This is a genomic window from Mumia sp. zg.B53, assembly GCF_019550935.1.
In the GTDB taxonomy this organism is placed as follows: domain Bacteria; phylum Actinomycetota; class Actinomycetes; order Propionibacteriales; family Nocardioidaceae; genus Mumia.
The window spans coordinates 262,052-281,137 of the sequence record NZ_JAHWCK010000004.1 but is presented as its reverse complement, the minus strand read 5'-3'; the positions used below and the strand labels follow the sequence as shown (position 1 = coordinate 281,137).

The 19,086-nt window shown below is 71.6% G+C and carries 17 protein-coding genes; 9 read left to right on the top strand and 8 right to left on the bottom strand.

Features of this window, described 5'->3' with window-relative positions:
• Positions 1 to 5: 5 nt before the first annotated feature.
• Positions 6 to 785 carry an enoyl-CoA hydratase/isomerase family protein gene (locus tag KV102_RS15645; RefSeq protein WP_220346828.1) on the bottom strand — a complete coding sequence of 260 codons (780 nt, stop codon included), beginning with the start codon at positions 783 to 785 and terminating at the stop codon, positions 6 to 8.
• A gap of 142 nt (positions 786 to 927) precedes the next feature.
• Here KV102_RS15645 and glgX point away from each other — a divergent pair, with 142 nt between their 5' ends.
• Together glgX and KV102_RS15635 are read left to right on the top strand one after the other, a co-directional pair.
• Positions 928 to 2,892: a glycogen debranching protein GlgX gene (gene glgX, locus KV102_RS15640; protein WP_220346827.1), complete on the top strand. Its 1,965-nt coding sequence runs from the start codon at positions 928 to 930 to the stop codon at positions 2,890 to 2,892.
• Positions 2,893 to 2,924: 32 nt separating this feature from the next.
• A complete protein-coding gene (locus KV102_RS15635) occupies positions 2,925 to 4,844 on the top strand; it encodes an alpha-1,4-glucan--maltose-1-phosphate maltosyltransferase (RefSeq protein WP_220341141.1) in 1,920 nt (639 codons plus the stop codon).
• 37 nt (positions 4,845 to 4,881) lie between these two features.
• Here KV102_RS15635 and KV102_RS15630 read toward each other — a convergent pair whose 3' ends face one another.
• Positions 4,882 to 5,532, bottom strand: coding sequence for a hypothetical protein (locus tag KV102_RS15630; protein ID WP_220341140.1), 651 nt, complete (start codon positions 5,530 to 5,532; stop codon positions 4,882 to 4,884).
• A 50-nt stretch (positions 5,533 to 5,582) separates the two neighbouring features.
• Here KV102_RS15630 and treS point away from each other — a divergent pair, with 50 nt between their 5' ends.
• The 4 genes from treS to KV102_RS15610 are packed head-to-tail and all read left to right on the top strand — an operon-like array spanning position 5,583 to position 11,421.
• On the top strand, positions 5,583 to 7,298 hold the full coding sequence (gene treS / locus KV102_RS15625; protein WP_220341139.1) for a maltose alpha-D-glucosyltransferase: 1,716 nt from the start codon (positions 5,583 to 5,585) through the stop codon (positions 7,296 to 7,298).
• Positions 7,298 to 8,773, top strand: a complete 1,476-nt coding sequence (locus KV102_RS15620) for an aminoglycoside phosphotransferase (RefSeq protein ID WP_220346826.1) — start codon at positions 7,298 to 7,300, stop codon at positions 8,771 to 8,773. The genes treS and KV102_RS15620 overlap by 1 nt, the downstream gene beginning before the upstream one ends.
• A gap of 13 nt (positions 8,774 to 8,786) precedes the next feature.
• Entirely contained in the window at positions 8,787 to 10,592 is a 1,806-nt protein-coding gene (gene glgB, locus KV102_RS15615; protein WP_220346825.1) for a 1,4-alpha-glucan branching protein GlgB, read from the top strand.
• Positions 10,585 to 11,421 (top strand): NUDIX hydrolase, encoded by an 837-nt coding sequence (locus KV102_RS15610; RefSeq protein ID WP_220346824.1) that lies wholly within the window; start codon positions 10,585 to 10,587, stop codon positions 11,419 to 11,421. Before glgB ends, KV102_RS15610 begins: the two co-directional genes overlap by 8 nt.
• Before the next feature lie 8 nt (positions 11,422 to 11,429).
• Here KV102_RS15610 and KV102_RS15605 read toward each other — a convergent pair whose 3' ends face one another.
• From KV102_RS15605 to KV102_RS15590, 4 genes are read right to left on the bottom strand one after another with little or no spacing between them, the layout of a single operon-like run.
• On the bottom strand, positions 11,430 to 12,434 hold the full coding sequence (locus KV102_RS15605) for a hypothetical protein (protein WP_220346823.1): 1,005 nt from the start codon (positions 12,432 to 12,434) through the stop codon (positions 11,430 to 11,432).
• A complete protein-coding gene (locus tag KV102_RS15600; RefSeq protein WP_220341135.1) occupies positions 12,431 to 13,159 on the bottom strand; it encodes a hypothetical protein in 729 nt (242 codons plus the stop codon). Before KV102_RS15600 ends, KV102_RS15605 begins: the two co-directional genes overlap by 4 nt.
• 46 nt (positions 13,160 to 13,205) lie before the next feature.
• Complete coding sequence (locus tag KV102_RS15595) at positions 13,206 to 14,123, bottom strand: tetratricopeptide repeat protein (RefSeq protein ID WP_220346822.1); 918 nt, start codon at positions 14,121 to 14,123, stop codon at positions 13,206 to 13,208.
• Positions 14,124 to 14,160: 37 nt separating this feature from the next.
• On the bottom strand, positions 14,161 to 14,475 hold the full coding sequence (locus KV102_RS15590; protein ID WP_220346821.1) for a hypothetical protein: 315 nt from the start codon (positions 14,473 to 14,475) through the stop codon (positions 14,161 to 14,163).
• Between the two features lie 44 nt (positions 14,476 to 14,519).
• Here KV102_RS15590 and KV102_RS15585 point away from each other — a divergent pair, with 44 nt between their 5' ends.
• Positions 14,520 to 15,935 carry an amidase gene (locus KV102_RS15585; RefSeq protein WP_220346820.1) on the top strand — a complete coding sequence of 472 codons (1,416 nt, stop codon included), beginning with the start codon at positions 14,520 to 14,522 and terminating at the stop codon, positions 15,933 to 15,935.
• 10 nt (positions 15,936 to 15,945) lie between these two features.
• Positions 15,946 to 16,980: a mechanosensitive ion channel family protein gene (locus KV102_RS15580; protein WP_220346819.1), complete on the top strand. Its 1,035-nt coding sequence runs from the start codon at positions 15,946 to 15,948 to the stop codon at positions 16,978 to 16,980.
• Here KV102_RS15580 and KV102_RS15575 read toward each other — a convergent pair whose 3' ends face one another.
• Entirely contained in the window at positions 16,981 to 17,403 is a 423-nt protein-coding gene (locus KV102_RS15575) for a globin (RefSeq protein ID WP_220341130.1), read from the bottom strand.
• 22 nt (positions 17,404 to 17,425) lie between these two features.
• On the bottom strand, positions 17,426 to 18,163 hold the full coding sequence (locus KV102_RS19655) for an acyl-CoA thioesterase (RefSeq protein ID WP_220365470.1): 738 nt from the start codon (positions 18,161 to 18,163) through the stop codon (positions 17,426 to 17,428).
• Between the two features lie 167 nt (positions 18,164 to 18,330).
• Here KV102_RS19655 and fabG point away from each other — a divergent pair, with 167 nt between their 5' ends.
• On the top strand, positions 18,331 to 19,086 hold the full coding sequence (gene fabG / locus KV102_RS15565; RefSeq protein WP_301022839.1) for a 3-oxoacyl-ACP reductase FabG: 756 nt from the start codon (positions 18,331 to 18,333) through the stop codon (positions 19,084 to 19,086).

Genomic DNA, 19,086 nt, shown 5'->3' with positions numbered 1-19,086 from the left:
GCTGCTTACTTTCCTTCGAAGGTGGCCTTGCCAGGCCCGTTCTCGATGAACGACCGCATGCCGGTCTTCTGGTCCTCGGTCGCGAACAGGGCGGCGAACGCGTGGCGCTCGATCTCGAGCCCGGTCACCAGGTCGACCTCGAGACCACGGTCGACGGCCTCCTTGACCGCCCGCAGCGCGAGGGACGCGCCGCCGACGAACTGGCGGGCCCACGCGACGGCCTCCTCGTAGACAGACGCGGCGGGAAGCACGCGGTCGACGAGCCCGATCGCGAGCGCCTCCGCAGCGTCGACCTGACGGCCGGTGAACATGAGGTCCTTCGCCTTCGCGGGGCCGACGAGTCGCGGCAGGCGCTGGGTGCCTCCGGCGCCGGGGACGATGCCGAGGAGGATCTCGGGCTGGCCGAGCTTGGCGTTGTCGGCGGCGAAGCGGACGTCGGTGCACATCGCCAGCTCGCAACCGCCGCCGAGGGCGTAGCCGGTGATCGCGGACACCGTCGGCTTGGGGATCGCCGCCACGGCGTTGAGCGCCGCCTGGAGCTGCTGGGCGCGCACGTTCATCTGCGGATAGGTGAGGTCGGCCATCTCCTTGATGTCCGCACCCGCGGCGAAGACGCGCTCTCCGCCGTAGACGACGACCGCGGCGACGTCGTCGCGCGCGGAGGCCTCGACGGCGCACTCCGCGAGCTCGGTCTGGAGCTGCGCGCTGATCGCGTTCATCTTCGGCCGGTCGAGCCGGATCGTGCCGACGCCGTCCGAAACCTCGAGCCTGACGAGCTCGCCCATGCGCGCTGCCTCTCTTGTGGGATGCCGGGTCCGGCGGAGCGTCGTGACAGTGCTGCTGTCGACGTCCGCCGTGGCTCCGAGGGTAGCGAACGCTACGGATGCGGGGCCGAGCGCGTGGTGGTCGTACCGCATGATGGGGCTCATGGCCGAGACCTGGGCGTACGAGCGTCACCCGAGCGTGGCGGGGAGCTGCCACCCCCTCGGCGCCCGGCCCGTCGTCGGCGGCACCAACTTCGCGGTGCACGCACCGCAGGCCCGCAGCGTGCGGCTCCACCTCCCGGGGGTGGGGACGTACGAGCTGGAGTCCCGGACCGGGTCGGTGTGGCACCTCGAGGTGCGTGGCACCGGTCCCGGGCAGGAGTACGCCTTCGAGGTCGACGGCACCCGGGTCCTCGACCCGTACGCCATGCACGTCCGCGGCGGGCTGGACGGCAATGCCTCCCGGTTGCGGGCGTACGTGGCCGAGACGGCGTTCGACTGGTCGGGCGACAGCGCACCGCGCACGCCCTGGGACCGCACGGTCATCTACGAGGCGCACGTGCGGGGCCTCACCAAGCAGGACCCCGACGTGCCGGAGGAGCTGCGCGGCACCTACGCGGGTCTCGCGCACCCCGCGACCCTGGACCGTCTCGTCGCGCTCGGTGTCACCGCGGTCGAGCTGCTGCCGATCCACCACTTCGTCACCGAGCCGACCGTTGCCGACCGCGGGCTCGTCAACTACTGGGGCTACAACAGCGTCTCGTTCCTCGCGCCCCACGCCCCGTACGCCGCGTCCGACGATCCGGTGCGCGAGTTCAAGGAGATGGTGCGGGCGCTGCACGCCCGCAACCTCGAGGTGATCCTCGACGTCGTCTACAACCACACCGGCGAGGGCGGCGACGGCGGGCCGACGATCCATCTCCGCGCCCTCGACGACGACGGCTACTACCGGCACTCCGACGGCCACTACTTCGACGTGACCGGCTGCGGCAACACGGTGCGGTCCGACTCCGGGCCCGGGTCGGAGCTCATCCTCGAGTCGCTGCGCTACTGGGTCCGCGAGATGCACGTCGACGGGTTCCGCTTCGACCTCGCCTCGGCCCTCGCCCGCGACGAGGCCGGTCGAGTCACCCTCGCCGAGTCGCTGATCGCCGCGATCGGCCGCGACCCGGTGCTGCGCGACGTCAAGCTGGTGGCCGAGCCGTGGGACGCGAGCATGGACGGCTACCTGGTCGGGGGGTATCCCCAGGGCTGGAGCGAGTGGAACGACGGCTTCCGCGACGACGTGCGCGACTTCTGGCGCGGGCACGGCGGCGGCGTCGCCGGGATCGCGACCCGCCTCGCCGGGTCGTCTGAGGTCTTCGCACCGAGCGGACGGCCACCGCAGGCGTCGGTGAGCTTCGTCACGGCGCACGACGGGTTCTCGCTGCGCGACCTCGTCTCGTACGACGACAAGCACAACGAGGCCAACGGCGAGGACAACCGCGACGGGCACTCCGACAACCGCTCGTGGAACTGCGGCGTCGAGGGCGAGACCGACGACGTCGACGTCCTGACGCTACGGCGACGCCAGTCGGCGAACCTCGTGGCGACCACGCTGGTCGCAGCCGGCGTGCCGATGCTGCGCGCGGGCGACGAGCTCGGTCAGACCCAGGGCGGCAACAACAACGCGTACTGCCACGACTCCCCCACCACCTGGCTGCCGCCGGTGCCGGAGGTCGGCTGGGAGCACGTCCGCGAGGTGGTCTCGCGGCTGACGACGCTGCGGGCCGAGCACCCGGCGCTCCGGACCACCCGCTTCTTCACCGGCGAGGTGTCGGACGAGACCGGCCGCGAGGACCTTCGCTGGCTCCACCCCGACGGGCGGCCGTGGGCCCCCGACGACTGGCACGACGAAGGCCTCCGCACGATCGGGATGGCGCTCGACGGCGGCGCCGACGCGGCGTGCGCGGTCGTGCTGCTCAACGCCGGAGACGAGCCGCAGGAGTGGGCGCTCCCCGACGGCGCGTGGGAGCAGACGTACGCCGTGGCGCTCGACACCGCCGATCTCGACCACGCCACGTCCTACGGTCCTGGTGCCGCGGTGCCGGTCGCCGCGCACAGCATGGTGCTGCTGATCGCCTCCTGAGGGGCCGCGTCGCGTCGGATAGCGTCGGGCCCATGTTGCGCATCCCCGTGATGGACGTGTGCCCTGTCGTCGAGAATGGCGCCTACGCCGCGAAGGCCGCCGTGGGGGAACCGTTCCCGATCCGTGCCCGGATCTTCCGTGAGGGCCACGACGCCCTCGGCGCGGGGGTGGTGCTCGCCGGCCCGGACGGACGCGACCGGCCCCTGCTCCCACTGCCGCACCTCGACAACGACCACCACGAGCTGTGGGTGACCCTGGACGAGGTCGGACCGTGGACGTTCCGGATCGAGACCTGGTCCGACCCGTTCGGCACGTGGCTGCACGACGCCCCGGTAAAGGTCGCCGCGGACGTGGACAGAGAGCTGATGCCCATCGAAGGAGCGGTCGTGCTGGAGCGCGCGGCGACGACGCTCCCCCGCGACCGGACGGCGGAACGAGCGGCGCTTCGCAAGGCGGCGAAGGTCCTCCGTGACCCGAGCCTCGACGCCGCCGAGCGGGTCGACGCGGCGAGGACGCCGGAGATCCTCGGCATCATGAGCCGGTTCCCGTTGCGGGACCTCGTCGGCAGCACCGGACCGTACCCCGTCTTCGCCGACCGCGAGCGGGCCCTCGCGGGCGCCTGGTACGAGCTGTTCCCCCGATCGTTCGGGGGTCTGCGGCCGGCGATCGACCAGCTCGACCGGGTGGCGGCGATGGGGTTCGACGTCGTCTACCTGCCGCCGATCCACCCGATCGGGCGGGTCAACCGCAAGGGGCGCAACAACTCGCTCCACGCCGAGCCGGGCGATCCCGGGTCGCCGTGGGCGATCGGTGCCGCGGAGGGCGGCCACGACGCGATCCACCCCGAGCTCGGCACCCTCGAGGACCTCGACGCCTTCGTGGCCGCGACGCGTGACCGCGGCATGGAGGTGGCACTCGACCTCGCGCTCCAGTGCGCTCCTGACCACCCGTGGGTGGCCGCGCACCCGGAGTGGTTCACGACCCGCGCCGACGGCACCATCGCCTACGCCGAGAACCCGCCGAAGAAGTACCAGGACATCTATCCGCTCAACTTCGACAACGACCCCGAGGGACTGCATGCGGAGGTGCTGCGAGTGGTGCGGCACTGGATGTCCCACGGGATCCGGATCTTCCGGGTCGACAACCCGCACACCAAGCCGGTCCCGTTCTGGGAGCGGCTGCTCGCGGAGATCCGCCGCACCGACCCCGACGTCGTGTTCCTCGCCGAGGCGTTCACCCGTCCGGCGATGATGCGGGCCCTCGGGACCATCGGGTTCCACCAGTCCTACACCTACTTCACCTGGCGCGAGACCAAGGAGGAGCTCACCGCCTACCTCGAGGAGGTCACGGGCCGCAAGGCCGACGTGATGCGCCCGGCGTTCTGGGTGAACACCCCCGACATCCTCCCGGTCCACCTCCAGACCGGCGATCCGGCGATGTTCCGGCTGCGGGCCGTGCTGGCGGCCACAGGTGCGCCGACGTGGGGGATGTACTCGGGCTACGAGCTGCTCGAGCACACCGCGCTGCGTCCAGGCTCGGAGGAATACCTCGACTCGGAGAAGTACGAGATCAAGCACCGCGACTACGGCGTCGCCGACTCGCTGGCGCCGTTCGTGGCGAGGCTCAACGATGTACGGCGCCGGCACCCGGCACTACGGCAGTTGCACCGGCTCGCCGTGCACCCGAACGACTCCGAGCACATCCTCTGCTTCTCGCGCCGCCACCTCGGCGACACCCGCGACGACGCCGTGATCGTCGTCGCGAACCTCGACCCCGGCGCCGCCCACGAGACGATCGTCCGCCTCGACCTGCCGGCGCTCGGCATCGGCTGGGGTGAGCGCTTCGCGGTCCGCGACGAGCTCAGCGGCGAGGTGTTCGACTGGACCGAGGAGAACTACGTCCGGCTGGGCGGTGACGCCGAGGTCGCGCACGTGCTGACCGTGCTGCGGTAGGGACCTCCCCGAGTCGTCGCTCCCGCTCGGCTCCCGCTCAGCCGCCGGGCGGACGCTCGACCGGGGCGGGCCGTACGACCGGGGCCGGCTGCACGACCGGGGCCGGCTGCACCACGATGGTCGGCTCGGTCGTCGACGGGACCGCCTCCGGGACGTCGACGGGAAGCCGAGCGGCGCTGGGGGTCCGGAGGAGTGCGTCGAGGTAGTGCATGGCGTCGATGAGCCGCATCGTCGTCCGGCGCCGGAGCACCTTGAGCGCGCGCCATCGTCCCCACCGCCGGCTGAGCAGCTCGCGCAGGTCGCCCGCGAGCGTCTCGTCGATCTCGGCGTGGTCGAGGTTGACGGCGTCGGCATATGCCTGGCCGAGCAGGCGACGCTCGACCGCGTCGGACCACTCCTCGATGCGGGCCTTGGCCTGAAGCAGCGACATGTCGGCGCTGGCGTGGAGGAGCCGGGTCGCCTCCATCTTGCGGCCCGACTCGAGCAGACGGGTGATCTCCGAGCGCGTCACCTCGTCGACCGGGCGGTTGCCGCGCGTCTCGAGCGCGGCCTTCTTGAGCTCGGGCGCGATCGGCGTGAGCTGCCGTCCGGTGATCGGCTCGGGCGCGCCCTGGCGTGCGCTCAACCACACGATGAGCGCCCCGATGGCGACTCCCGTGAGGGCTGCGGCGACCACGGCCAGAAGCATGGGAACAGCCTAGTGCCGCGACCTTCGGGGCTGTGGGAGGCCGTGCGAGGATGGCGCGCATGGACGCCCCCGTGCCCGTGCCGGGCTCCCCTACCGACCGGCGCGACGACGATCCGCTGTGGTTCAAGCGTGCCGTGTTCTACGAGGTTCTGGTCCGGTCGTTCCACGACTCGACCGGTGACGGGATCGGCGATCTCGCCGGCATCACCAGCAAGCTCGACTACCTCCAGTGGCTCGGCGTCGACTGCCTGTGGCTCCCGCCGTTCTTCCCCTCCCCGCTGCGTGACGGCGGCTACGACGTCGCCGACTACACCAGCGTGTCGCCCGAGCTCGGGACCGTCGAGGACTTCAAGACGCTCCTCGACGCCGCCCACGAGCGCGGCATCCGCATCATCATCGACGTCGTCATGAACCACACGTCCGACGCCCACCCGTGGTTCCAGGAGTCGCGCACCGATCCCGACGGGCCGTACGGCGACTTCTACGTGTGGCGCGAGGACGACGAGGCCTACTCCGACGCCCGCATCATCTTCGTCGACACCGAGAGCTCGAACTGGACGTACGACCCCGTCCGGGGTCGCTACTTCTGGCACCGCTTCTACAGCCATCAGCCGGACCTCAACTTCGAGAACCCGGCGGTGCACGAGGCGATGCTCGACGTCCTCCGCTTCTGGCTCGACCTCGGTGTGGACGGGTTCCGGCTCGACGCCGTGCCCTACCTGTACGAGCAGGAGGGGACCAGCGGCGAGAACCTCGAGCCGACCCACGCCTTCCTCCGCACGGTCCGTCGCTACGTCGACGAGCACTATCCGGGCCGCGTCCTGCTCGCCGAGGCCAACCAGTGGCCCTCCGACGTGGTCGACTACTTCGGCGACCCGGCCGTCGGCGGCGACGAGTGCCACATGTGCTTCCACTTCCCCGTGATGCCGCGCCTCTTCATGGGCGTGCGCCGGGAGTCGCGCTACCCGATCAGCGAGATCATGGAGCAGACGCCCGACATCCCCGAGGGGTGCCAGTGGGGCATCTTCCTGCGCAACCACGACGAGCTCACCCTCGAGATGGTGACCGACGAGGACCGCGACTACATGTGGAGCGAGTACGCCACCGACCCGCGGATGAAGGCCAACATCGGCATCCGCCGCCGGCTCGCCCCGCTGCTGGACAACGACACCAACCGCATGGAGCTGTTCACGGCGCTGCTGCTGAGCCTGCCCGGCTCTCCCGTGCTCTACTACGGCGACGAGATCGGCATGGGCGACAACATCTGGCTCGGCGACCGCGACGGCGTCCGGACGCCGATGCAGTGGACGCCCGACCGCAACGCCGGCTTCTCCGTCGCCAACCCCGGCAAGCTGACGCTCCCGGTGATCATGGACCCCGTCTTCGGGTACCAGTCGGTCAACGTCGAGGCAGAGCGCGAGAACACCTCCTCGCTGCTGCACTGGACACGACGCATGATCCACATCCGCAAGCAGCACCCGGCGTTCGGCGTCGGCACGTTCCGTGACATCGGCGGCTCCAACCCGTCGGTGCTGTCGTTCCTGCGCGAGCACGAGGGCGACGTCATGCTCTGCGTCAACAACCTGTCGCGGTTCCCGCAGCCGGTCGAGCTCGACCTCCACGCCTACGCCGGGGTCCGCCCGATCGAGACGTTCGGAGGCGTGGAGTTCCCGGCCATCGGCGAGCTGTCCTACCTGCTGACGCTGGCGGGGCACGGGTTCTACTGGTTCCGCCTGGGCCGACCGGCCGAGACCGAGGGGGTCTGATGAGCACCGACCGTACGACGGGTGACCGAGGGACGGCCGATCGGAGGACGGCCGAGCGCAAGGACCTGCTCGACTACCTCGTCCGACGCCGCTGGTTCTCCGGGGAGGGCGAGGGCTGGGAGCTGGAGCGCGTCGCGCCGCTGGGCTGGCTGAGCCGGCCGGCGACCGGCCTCGGCGTCCGCTTCGAGCTCGTGACCGTGCGCGGCCCCGGCGGCACGCACACCTACAACGTGCCGCTCGCCTACCGCGCCGAGCCGGTCGAGGCCAATGCGTACGGCTTCATCGGCACCTACTCCCCCGGGCTCGGCGAGACCGTCGACGACCTCTTCGTCTACGACGCGCTGCACGACCCGGAGGCGCGGCGGGTGATCATGCAGGGGTTCTTCGCCGAGGACACCGGGTCCGCGGCGACGTACGTGTCCCGGATCCCGTCCGACGACGACGGCACCTCGTCGATCGGCTCGGAGTCGGAGTCCGTCCTGCTCTCGGTCGAGCAGTCCAACACCTCCGTCGTCGTCGACGAGCGCGCGATGCTGAAGGTCTTCCGCAAGGTCGTCCCCGGCCGCAACCCGGACGTCGAGATCCACGACGCGCTCGCTGGTCCGGGTGAGGACGCGATCGCGCCCATGTGGGGATGGATCTCGGCGACACCGGCCGAGGGTGAGACCTCGTACGACCTGGCGATGCTGCAGAAGTTCCTCCGTACGGCCACCAACGGGTGGGAGGGCGCCCGAGCCAGCGTGCGCGACCTCCTCGCCGAGCCCGGCCTGGCGCCCGAGGAGGCCGGCGGCGACTTCGCCGCCGAGTCCGCCCGTCTGGGTGCGACCGTCCGGTTCGTGCACGCCCTGATGGCCGACCGCCTGCCGACCACCGAGTGGGCGGCCGCCGACCTGCAGGCGCTGGCCGACCGCCTCGACGCCCGTCTCGACCGGCTCGCCGAGCGCTGCCCCGAGGTGGAGGGCTACACCGAGGGCGCGAGGCAGCGCTACGGCGTCCTGCGCTCTCTCGACGGACCGGTCGTCGCCCAGCGGGTCCACGGTGACCTCCACCTCGGCCAGACGCTGCGCACGACGGCGGGGTGGAAGCTGATCGACTTCGAGGGCGAGCCGGTCGCGCCGCTCGAGGAGCGGGTGACCCTCGACTCCCGGCTGCGTGACGTCGCCGGGATGGTCCGGTCGTTCGACTACGCGGCCTTCTCCTACCTCCTCCAGACCGGCACGCGCGGCGAGGACGAGGTGGACCAGGCCCGCGCGTGGGTCCGGCGCAACCGGCAGGCGTTCCTCGACGGCTACCACGGGCAGCCGGACGAGAGTGCCGACCGCACGGGGCCGACGCGAGTCGAGGCGGCGCTGCTGCGGGCGTACGAGATCGACAAAGCCGTCTACGAGCTCGTCTACGAGCTCGACCACCGACCTGACTGGCGCGCGGTTCCCGAGCAGGCGCTGGACCAGCTGCTCGCCGACGACCGGACGTGAGGGGCCTCCGACCATGACTCGAGACCTGTGGCACGACCTCGGCTCACACCTGCGCCGCGGCGGCGTCGACTTCGCCGTCTGGGCACCGAACGCCCGTGACGTCCAGGTCCTGGGCGACTTCAACGGATGGGACGGCGGCGGCCACCCGCTGGTCCGCGGCGACGACGGCGTGTGGCGGGGTCGCGTCGAAGGGCTCGGTGCCGGCGCGCTCTACAAGTACGCCGTGCACGGCGCCGACGACGTCTGGCGTCAGAAGGCCGATCCTCTCGCCCTCTGGACGGAGGTCCCGCCGGCCAACGCCTCACGCGTGTTCGCGTCGGGCTACACCTGGGCCGACGACGACTGGATGGAGCAGCGGCGCGATCGGCGACCGTGGGCGGAGCCGATGAGCGTCTACGAGGTGCACCTCGGCTCGTGGCGCACCGGTCTCGGCTATCGCGAGCTGGCCGAGACCCTCGTCCCCTACGTCGCAGAACGCGGCTTCTCCCACGTCGAGCTGATGCCGGTGATGGAGCACCCGTACGGCGGTTCGTGGGGCTACCAGGTGACCGGCTACTACGCGCCGACCTCGCGATGGGGCGACCCCGACGACTTCCGGGCGCTCGTCGACGCCTTCCACGCCGCGGGCATCGGCGTGATCCTCGACTGGGTCCCGGCCCACTTCCCGCGCGACGAGTGGGCGCTCGCGCGCTTCGACGGCACCCCCCTCTACGAGCACGCGGACCCGCTCCGCGGCGAGCACCCCGACTGGGGGACGTACGTCTTCGACCTGGGCAAGAAGGAGGTGCGGGAGTTCCTTCTCGCCAACGCCTTCTGGTGGTTCGAGGAGTTCCACGTCGACGGCCTGCGGGTCGACGCCGTCGCGTCGATGCTCTATCTCGACTACTCGCGCGGACCGGGCGGCTGGGTGCCGAACGCGCACGGCGGCAACATCGACCTCGACGCGGTGACGTTCTTCCAGGAGCTCAACGCGTCGTGCTATGACCGCTTCGGCGCGATCGCGATGATCGCGGAGGAGTCGACGGCCTACGACGGCGTGACGCGCGACGTGACCCACGGCGGTCTCGGCTTCGGGTTCAAGTGGAATCTCGGGTGGATGCACGACACACTCGACTACTTCGCCGTCGATCCCGTGCACCGCAGCGGGGAGCACAACCGGCTGACGTTCGCGATGATGTACCACGACGCCGAGAACTTCGTGCTTCCCTTCTCGCACGACGAGGTCGTGCACGGCAAGGGCTCGCTGCTGGGCAAGATGGCGGGCGACCGGGAGCAGCAGCTCGCCAACCTGCGCTCGTTGCTGGCCTACCAGTGGTCCCACCCGGGCAAGCAGCTGCTCTTCATGGGCGGGGAGATCGCCCAGCTCTCCGAGTGGTCCGACGAACGCTCGCTCGACTGGTCGCTGCTCGACGATCCCGGGCACGCCGGCGTGCAGCGGCTCGTCACCGATCTCAACGCGGTCTACGGCGCGAACCCGGCGCTGTGGGCCAAGGACCACGACCCGGACGGGTTCCGGTGGCTGGAGGCCGACGACGCCGCCGGCAACGTCTACGCCTTCGTGCGGCGCGGCGGCGGTCGTACGCTCGTGTGCGTGGCAAATCTGTCCGGCCGCACCTGGCCGACCTACCGCGTCGGGCTGCCCCTGGCGGGCGCATGGCGGGTCGCGCTCTGCACCGACGACGCGGCGTACGGCGGCACGGGCGACACCCCCGGTCCCGAGATCGTGGCCGACGAGGTCGCGTGGCACGACCAGCCGCACTCGGTCGAGCTCCGTCTGCCTGCCCTCTCGGTGACCTGGCTGGAGCCCGCCGATGGCTGACCTCACGCTGCGGCCGGTCGACGCGGAGACGTTCGAGGTCCTGGACGACGGCCGTGCGCTCGGCACCGTCTCGCTGCGTCTGGACGACGCGCGTACGGCGTCCCTGCGGTGGGACCTCGGGCCCACGGAGGAACCCCTGCGCTCCCAGGCGGTCAACCTCGCGATCACCCATGCGTTCGACGAGCTGGGCGTCACCCGGGTCCAGACACTGACCGACGAGGACGCCGTGCCCGACCGCCGGGCCGCGGCGCGTGCGGGCATGCGACGCGACGGACTGATCCGCCACGTCGACGGTCCCGACCAGGAGCTGTTGTCGCGACTCGCCGACGACCCCCAGCCGCAGAGCCGCGAGGGCTTCGTCGCGATGCTCAACGCGGCGCTGCCCAAGAAGCGCGCGATCGCGCAGGCGCTCGTGTGCGACCCCGACGGCCGGGTGCTGCTGTGCGAGCTGACCTACAAGCGCGAGTGGGACCTGCCCGGCGGGGTCGTCGACCCCGGTGAGTCACCCGCCGACGCGGTCGTGCGGGAGCTCCGCGAGGAGCTCGGTGTCGAGGCACGGATCCGCGGGCTGCGCACCGTCAACTGGCTGCCGCCGTGGAGCGCCTGGGACGACGCGGTGCTGTTCGTGTTCGACGTCGAGGCGTGGGACCCCGACGCCCCGCTCACGCTTCAGCCGACCGAGATCGCCGCGGTCCACTGGTGCGACCGCGACCTCCTGCGAGAGCGCGCCGCGGCAGCGACGATCGACCTGCTCGACAGCCTCGACGCCGACCCGGACGGCACCTACCGCGAGGCGGGCCACGTCTTCCGGCCCTCGCCCGAGCGCTGACCTGGACGTCAGGGGCTCGCCTCCACCGGGCCGGTCTCCTCGACGTCGACCACTCCCCCGTACTGCCCGAGGACGCGGGGCAGACCGACCCCGCCCTGCGGCGGGACGTACATCAGCACCTGGTGGTAGTAGCGCAGCACGCCGGATCCCGTCATCGGGCTCCCGAGGTAGGCCTTGTGCTCCGACCCCTCCGGCCAGGTGACCGTCGCGCCGGGTGCCAGGACCCAGCCGTCCTGGCGCATCAGCGTCCCGAAGACCAGCGCACCGCCGTCCTGCGTCCGCATGGTGTGGGTGACCGGCTGCGACGACCAGGTCCGGCGGAAGGTCGTGCCGGGCTTGGCGAGCCCGGCAGCCTGGGCGCGCATCTGGGTGACGAACGAGTCCGCGGTGACCTGGTCGGCGCGCGGCGAGCTCGGGTCGCCCAGGACCGCCGCGTACGCCTGCATCGCGGCCGCCGGGCTCGAGACCAGACCGTCGCCGTCGTCGGCGGAGACCGTCTCGAGCACCCCGTCGACCGTCCTCGGCACGGGGAGGACCGTGCTGAGGAGCGCCTCGGGGGAGGCGGTGAGCTCCCACTGCTCGGTGGACGACGCGCGTTCGAAGACCTGGACCCTCCGCATGCCGCGTGCCGCGTCGCGCGCGGTCACGACGAACCACAGGGGGTAGGCGTCCAGGCGCGGCGTGTAGACGTCCTCGATCTCCGCCGGCGCCACCGCTGCCCCGGTCGACGCGCTGCCGTGCACGCGCTTCGCCACGTCGATCGCACGTCCGTCGACGGCGAGCACCGGCCCGGTCTCGACGAGCGCCAGGATGTCGGGATCCAGCGCGCCGAAGGCGGCGGCTCGGGCCTTCTCGTAGTTGCGGTAGGTACGGTCGACCTCGTCGTGGTCGGCCGCGATCTTCGAGACGTCGGTGCTGGTCTTCTCGAGTGGCACGATGCCGCACCCGCTGACCAGCGCCCCGACGAGGAGTCCTGCAGCGAGCACCGCGCCCGGACGGCGGCCGCTGATCATGCGGTTGCCTTCTCGGTGAGGAAGTCGTCCCACGTGTCGGCGTCGGCGGGATCGGTCTCCAGCCAGGGAGCGTCCCACTCGTCGTCGGCGAACCCGGGTGCATCGGCAGGCGGCGGCGGACGGCGTACGCCCGCGACGGCGCCGAGGGCGACGAGACCCAGGACCACGGCGCCGAGACCGGCGAGCGTCGTCCCCACCGCCACCCCGAAGGCACCCGGCACCTCGTACGCACCGGTCAGGCGCAGGCCCGCGAGGTCGGAGTCGCCGACGGCCAGCACAGCCAGCGAGACGGTCTCGTCGGGCAGCCGGAAGCGGAGCTCGGCACCGCCGACGCCGGAGGCCTGCTCGAGCCACCAGTCGAGCGCGGTCGGTGCCGCGGGAAGCTGCGGCTCACCCTCGACGGCCCGGGTGCGCACCGACCACGGGACGCGGTAGCGCGTCAGCTCCAGGTGCGAGGTCGACGAGAGGTAGTCGGCGACGTCGAGGGAGTGTGCCAGTCCGACGAACACCGGCTTATCGTCCGGAACCTCGACGAGAACGCTGACCTGAGGGCCGTGGCGAGCGAGCACCGACGGGCTGGTCGCGACCGCACGCGAGTCGGTGTCGAGCGTGCGCGTCCCGGTCGTCATGCGGTCGTCCGGGCCGACAGCGAACGCGACCACAGCGCCCAGGATCGCCAGCAGGATCCCGAGCGTCAGCAGCCCGGCCCCCGCCACCCGTCGCATGGAGCCAGTATGCAGGGGCCGCCACAGCGGACGCCGGGGCCCGCGCTCAGAACAGGGCGGAGGCGAGCTTGCGGCGCGCCTGGGCGACCCGGGGGTCGTCCGAGCCGACGATCGTGAACATCTCGACGAGCCGCCCGCGGACCCGCTCGCGCTCGTCACCGGCCGTGCGTCGCACGAGGTCGATCAGGCGACCGAACGCGTCGTCGACGTGGCCGCCCGAGAGGTCGAGGTCGGCGACGAGCATCTGCGCGTCCAGGTCGTCGGGGTTCTGGGCGGCCGCCTCGCGCGCCGCCGTCAGGTCGGCGTCGGCGGTGCGGTCGAGAAGTCGCGCACCGGCGAGCCGCTCGGCTGCCTCGGTGTCGGCAGGGTTGGCGGCGAGCAGCTTCTCGTACTCGCTGATCGCGGTGGCGTAGTCGCCCTCCGCGAAGGCGTCGTCGGCCGCGGCGAAACGCGGGTCGTCTGCGGGCTCCTCCTCGGCAACCTCGGCCACGCCGCCGACCGGCGGGGCGGACCCGGTGACGCCGTTGGCCTGGGCGACGCGGAGCAGCTCGTCGAGGTACTGACGGACCTGCGCCTCGTCAGCCGTCCCCTGGAACAGCGGGACCGGCTGACCCTTGACGACACCGACGACGAACGGAACGCCCTGCGCACCGAGCATCTGCGCGATCTGCGGGCTGGTGTCGACGTCCACCCGCGCCAGAAGGAGCCGACCGCCGTAGGAGTTGGCGACGGTGGCGAGCACCCGGTTGAAGTCGTCACCCTGCGGGGCACGGGACGACCAGAGCGCCAGCACGACCACATGGTCGAGGGAGCTCTGGAGAACGTCCTGGAAGTTCTGCTCGGTGACGTCGAGCACCCACGAGGCACCCGCGGGTGCGGGGCCGCGTGGAGCGCCGGCCGGAGCACCGGGAGCAGCGTTCTTGAGGGCGGACAGATCGATCGCACCAGGACGGGAGAAGCTCACGGGCGGGTCTCCTCGAAGGCTCGGGTAGGACGGACGGTCAGCGGTGGGACTCGAGCGTCTTGCGCTCGGACGACGAGGCGACCGCCTTGCCCGGCGCCACGACGTACGGGAGGTAGCTCGGTGTCGTCCGGCGTGCCAGGAGGTAGCCGAAGACGGTCAGGACCAGCGCGATCCCCAGCGGGATCCCGGCGAAGATGAGGATCAGTTGGAGGGTCGTCAGCGACTGGGGGTCCTCCCAGCCGACCGGGACGTCGGCGGCGGCGGGTGCGGCAGCAGCGACCGCAAGCAGCGGCGACGCGACCAGCGCACCGGCGACGGCAGAACGGACAGCGGTACGGCTCCGGCTCAGCATGGCGACATTCTAGCCGAGGGGGGACCGCGTCTAGGCTCGGCGGTATGCCCGCTCAGCTCGGCACACCTCCCGCCTCCGCCCTCGCGCTGGCCGCCGCCTACCGCAGCGACCAGACCGATCCCGTCGCAGTGGTCGACAGGCTGCTGGAGCGGATCGGCGCTCTGGACGCGGAGGTCGGTGCCTTCGTGACCGTCACCGCCGACGAGGCACGCGCCGCCGCGCTGTCGGCCCGCGACGCGCTGCGCGGGTCCGGAGCCGACGCCCTCCCGCCGATGTTCGGGGTGCCGACGGCGCTGAAGGACCTCACGCCGACCGCGGGTGTCCGTACGACGTACGGCTCTGCCGCCTTCGCCGACCTGGTGCCGGAGACCGACGGCTCCATCGCCGTACGGGTCGCGTCGGCCGGGATGATCAGCCTCGGCAAGACGAGCACCCCCGAGCTCGGGCTCCCCTGCTACACCGAGCCGGACGTGGCACCGCCGTCCCGCACCCCGTACGACCTGAGCCGTGGCGCCGGTGGTTCGTCGGGCGGCGCCGCGGCAGCGGTGGCGGCAGGCCTCGTCCCGGTGGCCGTCGGCTCCGACGGAGGCGGTTCGGTCCGCATCCCCGCATCCTCGTGCGGACTGGTCGGCATCAAGGTGAGCCGGGGGTTGGTCGCCGGGACCCCCGAGGAGATCGACGTCTCCGGCCTCTCCGTGCCCGGCACCCTCGCTCTCACCGTCGGTGACGCCGCGGCGATGCTCGACGTCGTCGCGCTCACCGGGAGCCGCATGCTCGACGCCTGCGGCCGGGCACCCGGTCGGCTGCGGGTGGCACGCTTCTGCGACCCGGTGATCAGCGAGCTGCCCCCCGACCCCGAGGTGGTCGCCGCGTACGAGGAGACCAGCCGCCTCCTCGAGCGCCTCGGGCACGACGTGGTCGACGTCGACCCTCCGTTCGGGCCGGACACGGTCGCCGCGTTCGAGACCGCCTGGTTCGTCGGCGCGGCCTCGGTCGACGTGCCCCCCGAGCGCGAGGAGCTGCTGCGACCCCTCACCCGCTGGGAGCGGGACCGTGGCCGCGCCGCCACCGGCGTCGAGTACGCCGCCGCGCTGCTCGCGATGCGCCAGGCCGAGCAGCGCACCCTCGAGGCCTACGCCGGCTATGACGTCGTCCTCACCCCCACGCTCGGCCAGCTGCCTGCCCTCGTCGGCTCGTTGCGCGACGATGCCGATCCCGTTGCCGACTTCGAGGCGCAGAAGGGCTTCACTCCCTACACGTCGGTCTGGAACATCGCCGGTGCCCCGGCCCTCTCGCTGCCCACCGGGTGGAGTCGGGCGGGCCTCCCGATCGGCACGATGATCGCCGGGAAGCCGGGCGCCGAGCCGCTCCTGCTGAGCCTCGCGGCCCAGGTCGAGCACGAGTGCTCGAGCCGGGGCAACCCCTGGAGGCGTCCGCGGACGGTGATGACCGACCGCTAACGTCGAGGGCATGCTCGTGACCGCCGACGCCACCGAGAACCCGTGCTGGGCGGACTCGGACAACACCATCTGCCGGCTCGTCCACCGGTGGACCGACAACGACACCCTGGCCGAGCTCTCCGACCTGCTGCTGGCCAAACCGCTCGCGATCCTCGTCCTCGTGCTCGCGGGGGTCGCGGCCCGGTGGCTCGTGAACCGCCTGATCGACCGCATCACCCGGACCGCCGCGGCCGGCACCGTCCCGGGTGCGCGGGCCGCCGAGGCGATCACCCCCATCCTGCACGAGCGGCGCGAGCAGCGCGCCCGGAGCATGGGCTCGCTGCTCAAGAACATCTCGACCATCGTGATCTTCACCGTCGTCGCCTTCATGGTGATCGCGACGATGGGCTACAACATCGGGCCGCTGCTGGCGTCCGCGGGGATCCTGGGCGTGGCGCTCGGCTTCGGCGCCCAGAGCCTCGTCAAGGACTTCATCTCCGGCATCTTCATGATCCTGGAGGACCAGTACGGCGTGGGCGACGTCGTCGACCTCGGCGACGCGACCGGCACGGTCGAGGCGGTCAGCATGCGCGTCACGCGGTTGCGCGACGTCAACGGGACGGTCTGGTACGTCCGCAACGGCGAGATCCTGCGCGTCGGCAACCAGAGCCAGAACTGGGCCCGCACGGTCCTCGACGTGCCGGTCGGCTACGACGTCGACCTGGGCGAGGTCCGCGCGACCCTGCACGAGGTCGCGCTCGCGCTGTGGCAGGACCCGGCCTGGAGCGGCGCCGTCCTCGAGGAGCCCGAGGTCTGGGGGGTCGAGCGGTGGACGCCCGAGGGTGTCGTCGTCCGCGTCGTCCTCAAGACCGCCCCGATGAAGCAGTGGGAGGTCGCGCGCGAGATGCGCGAGCTGATCAAGGAGCGGTTCGACTCGCTCGGGATCGAGATCCCGTACGCGCACGCAGCGGCGTACGGGGCCCCTCCCCTGCCCACGCAGGACCGGGACTCAGACCGGGACCAGGACGGGCAGCAGGACCCGGACCAGGCGAGCGACGCGGGCTGATCAGCGCGGCTGTGCCGGTCCGAGGTCCTGCGGCGCGTTGATCATGAACTGCGCGGCATGAGTGACGTACGCCCAGAACTCACGGTCGTGCTCGGGCGACAGACCGACGCGGTCGAGGGCCGCCCGGAAGTGGCGCAGCCAGTGCTCGGCGGCGGTCGGCGTCACGGCGAAGGGCGCGTGGCGCATCCGCAGGCGCGGGTGACCCCGGCGCTCGGAGTAGGTCGTCGGGCCGCCCCAGTACTGGACGAGGAAGTCGGTGAAACGCTCCTGCGCCGGGCCGAGGTCCTCCTCCGGGTACATCGGACGGAGGACCGGGTCGTCGGCGACACCCTCGTAGAAGGCAGCGACGATCGACGCGATCGTCTCGTACCCGCCGATCGCGTCGTAGAAGGTCTGCTGCTGCTCCGCCTGGTTCTGGCTCACGCCACCATTGTCACCGGTCGCCTCAAGCCCGGGCGAGGTGCGGTAGGAGATGGGACCTCTCGTGCTCGGTCAGCGGCCGCGACCGCTGCTCCCCAGGGTCGAACCCGACGATGACCGCGCGCGAGGTCACGAGGACCACCGGACCGTCGACCTCGGCCGGCTCGTCGTCGACCATCTCGGCACGGATCTCGAAGGACGACCGGCCGACGCGGGTGACGGCGGTGCGCACGGCGTACGGGCGCTCGCGGTGCACGATCGGGCGCAGGTAGGTCAGCTCGCTGCGCCCGATGACCCAGGGGAGCTCGGGATCGCGGGCACCGATCGACGAGACGAAGGCGACACGACCCTCTTGGAAGAGCTCGAGTGTGGCTGCCTCGTCCACCGCTCCGTCGGGACCGAGGTCGCGGGCCCGCACGAGCACGGGGACGTCCGTGGCGGGCCCCGACGACGGTGCGACCGCGGGCAGTCGTCCCCGCGTACGGACGAGCACGCTCCGGCCCCGGGCATAGACCGTGCGGCCGCCGTCCTCCCGCAGGTCGATGATCTGCTGCTCCAGGACGGTGTCACCCCGGGTCCTCGACCCGAAGACGCTCGACTCGACCAGGACCGGCTCGGGACGGAAGACCAGCGGTGCGCGGTACTCCAGCTCGAGGCGGACGAGCCGCGCTCCCTCCCCGGCCGCCAGCCGGGCCTCGCGGAAGTAGTCGGCGTAGGTGACGTTGTTGACGTGACCTTGGGAATCCATGTCGGCCCAACGCATCGGACACGAGTAGACGTGGTGCACCCGACGATCGTGGCAGACTCGGCCCCCAGGTCTGGGGCGAACCGTGATGTGACCCTGTGTTTCGCCCCACTGCCATGCGGTACCTTGCTAAGCGACCGCTTAGCGGTACCACGAGCACTCACCCGAAGCCACGAGGAGAAGTTGTGAGCCAGCAGCGCACCGCCATCGTCACCGGCGCCGCACGCGGGATCGGCGCCGCCGTCGCCAGGCGGCTGTCGTCGGACGGACACGCCGTCGCCGTCATCGACCTCGACGAGGACGCGTGCGCGGGCACCGTCGACGCGATCACCACCGCGGGCGGCAAGGCGATCGCCGTCGGCGCCGACGTCTCGGACGAGGAGGCGGTCACGGCCGCCTACGCACGCGTCGAGGCCGAGCTCGGGGCTCCCACGATCCTGGTCAACAACGCGGGCATCATCCGCGACAACATGCTCTTCAAGATGAGCGTCGCCGAGTGGGACGCGGTCATGAACGTCCACCTGCGTGGCGCGTTCCTCATGTCCCGAGGCGCCCAGAAGCACATGGTGGACGCGAAGTTCGGCCGCATCGTCAACCTCTCGTCGACCTCGGCGCTCGGCAACCGCGGCCAGGCCAACTACTCCGCGGCCAAGGCCGGTCTCCAGGGCTTCACCAAGACCCTCGCGATCGAGCTCGGCAAGTTCGGCATCACCGCCAACGCGATCGCTCCCGGGTTCATCGAGACCGAGATGACCGCGGCGACCGCCGCGCGCGTGGGCGTCGACTACGAGGACTTCAAGAAGTTCAGCGCCCAGCAGATCCCGGTGGCGCGCGTCGGTCAGCCCGAGGACATCGCCGCGACGGCGTCGTTCCTCACCAGCGAGGAGTCCGGCTTCGTCTCCGGCCAGGTCATCTACGTCGCCGGCGGACCGAAGGACTGA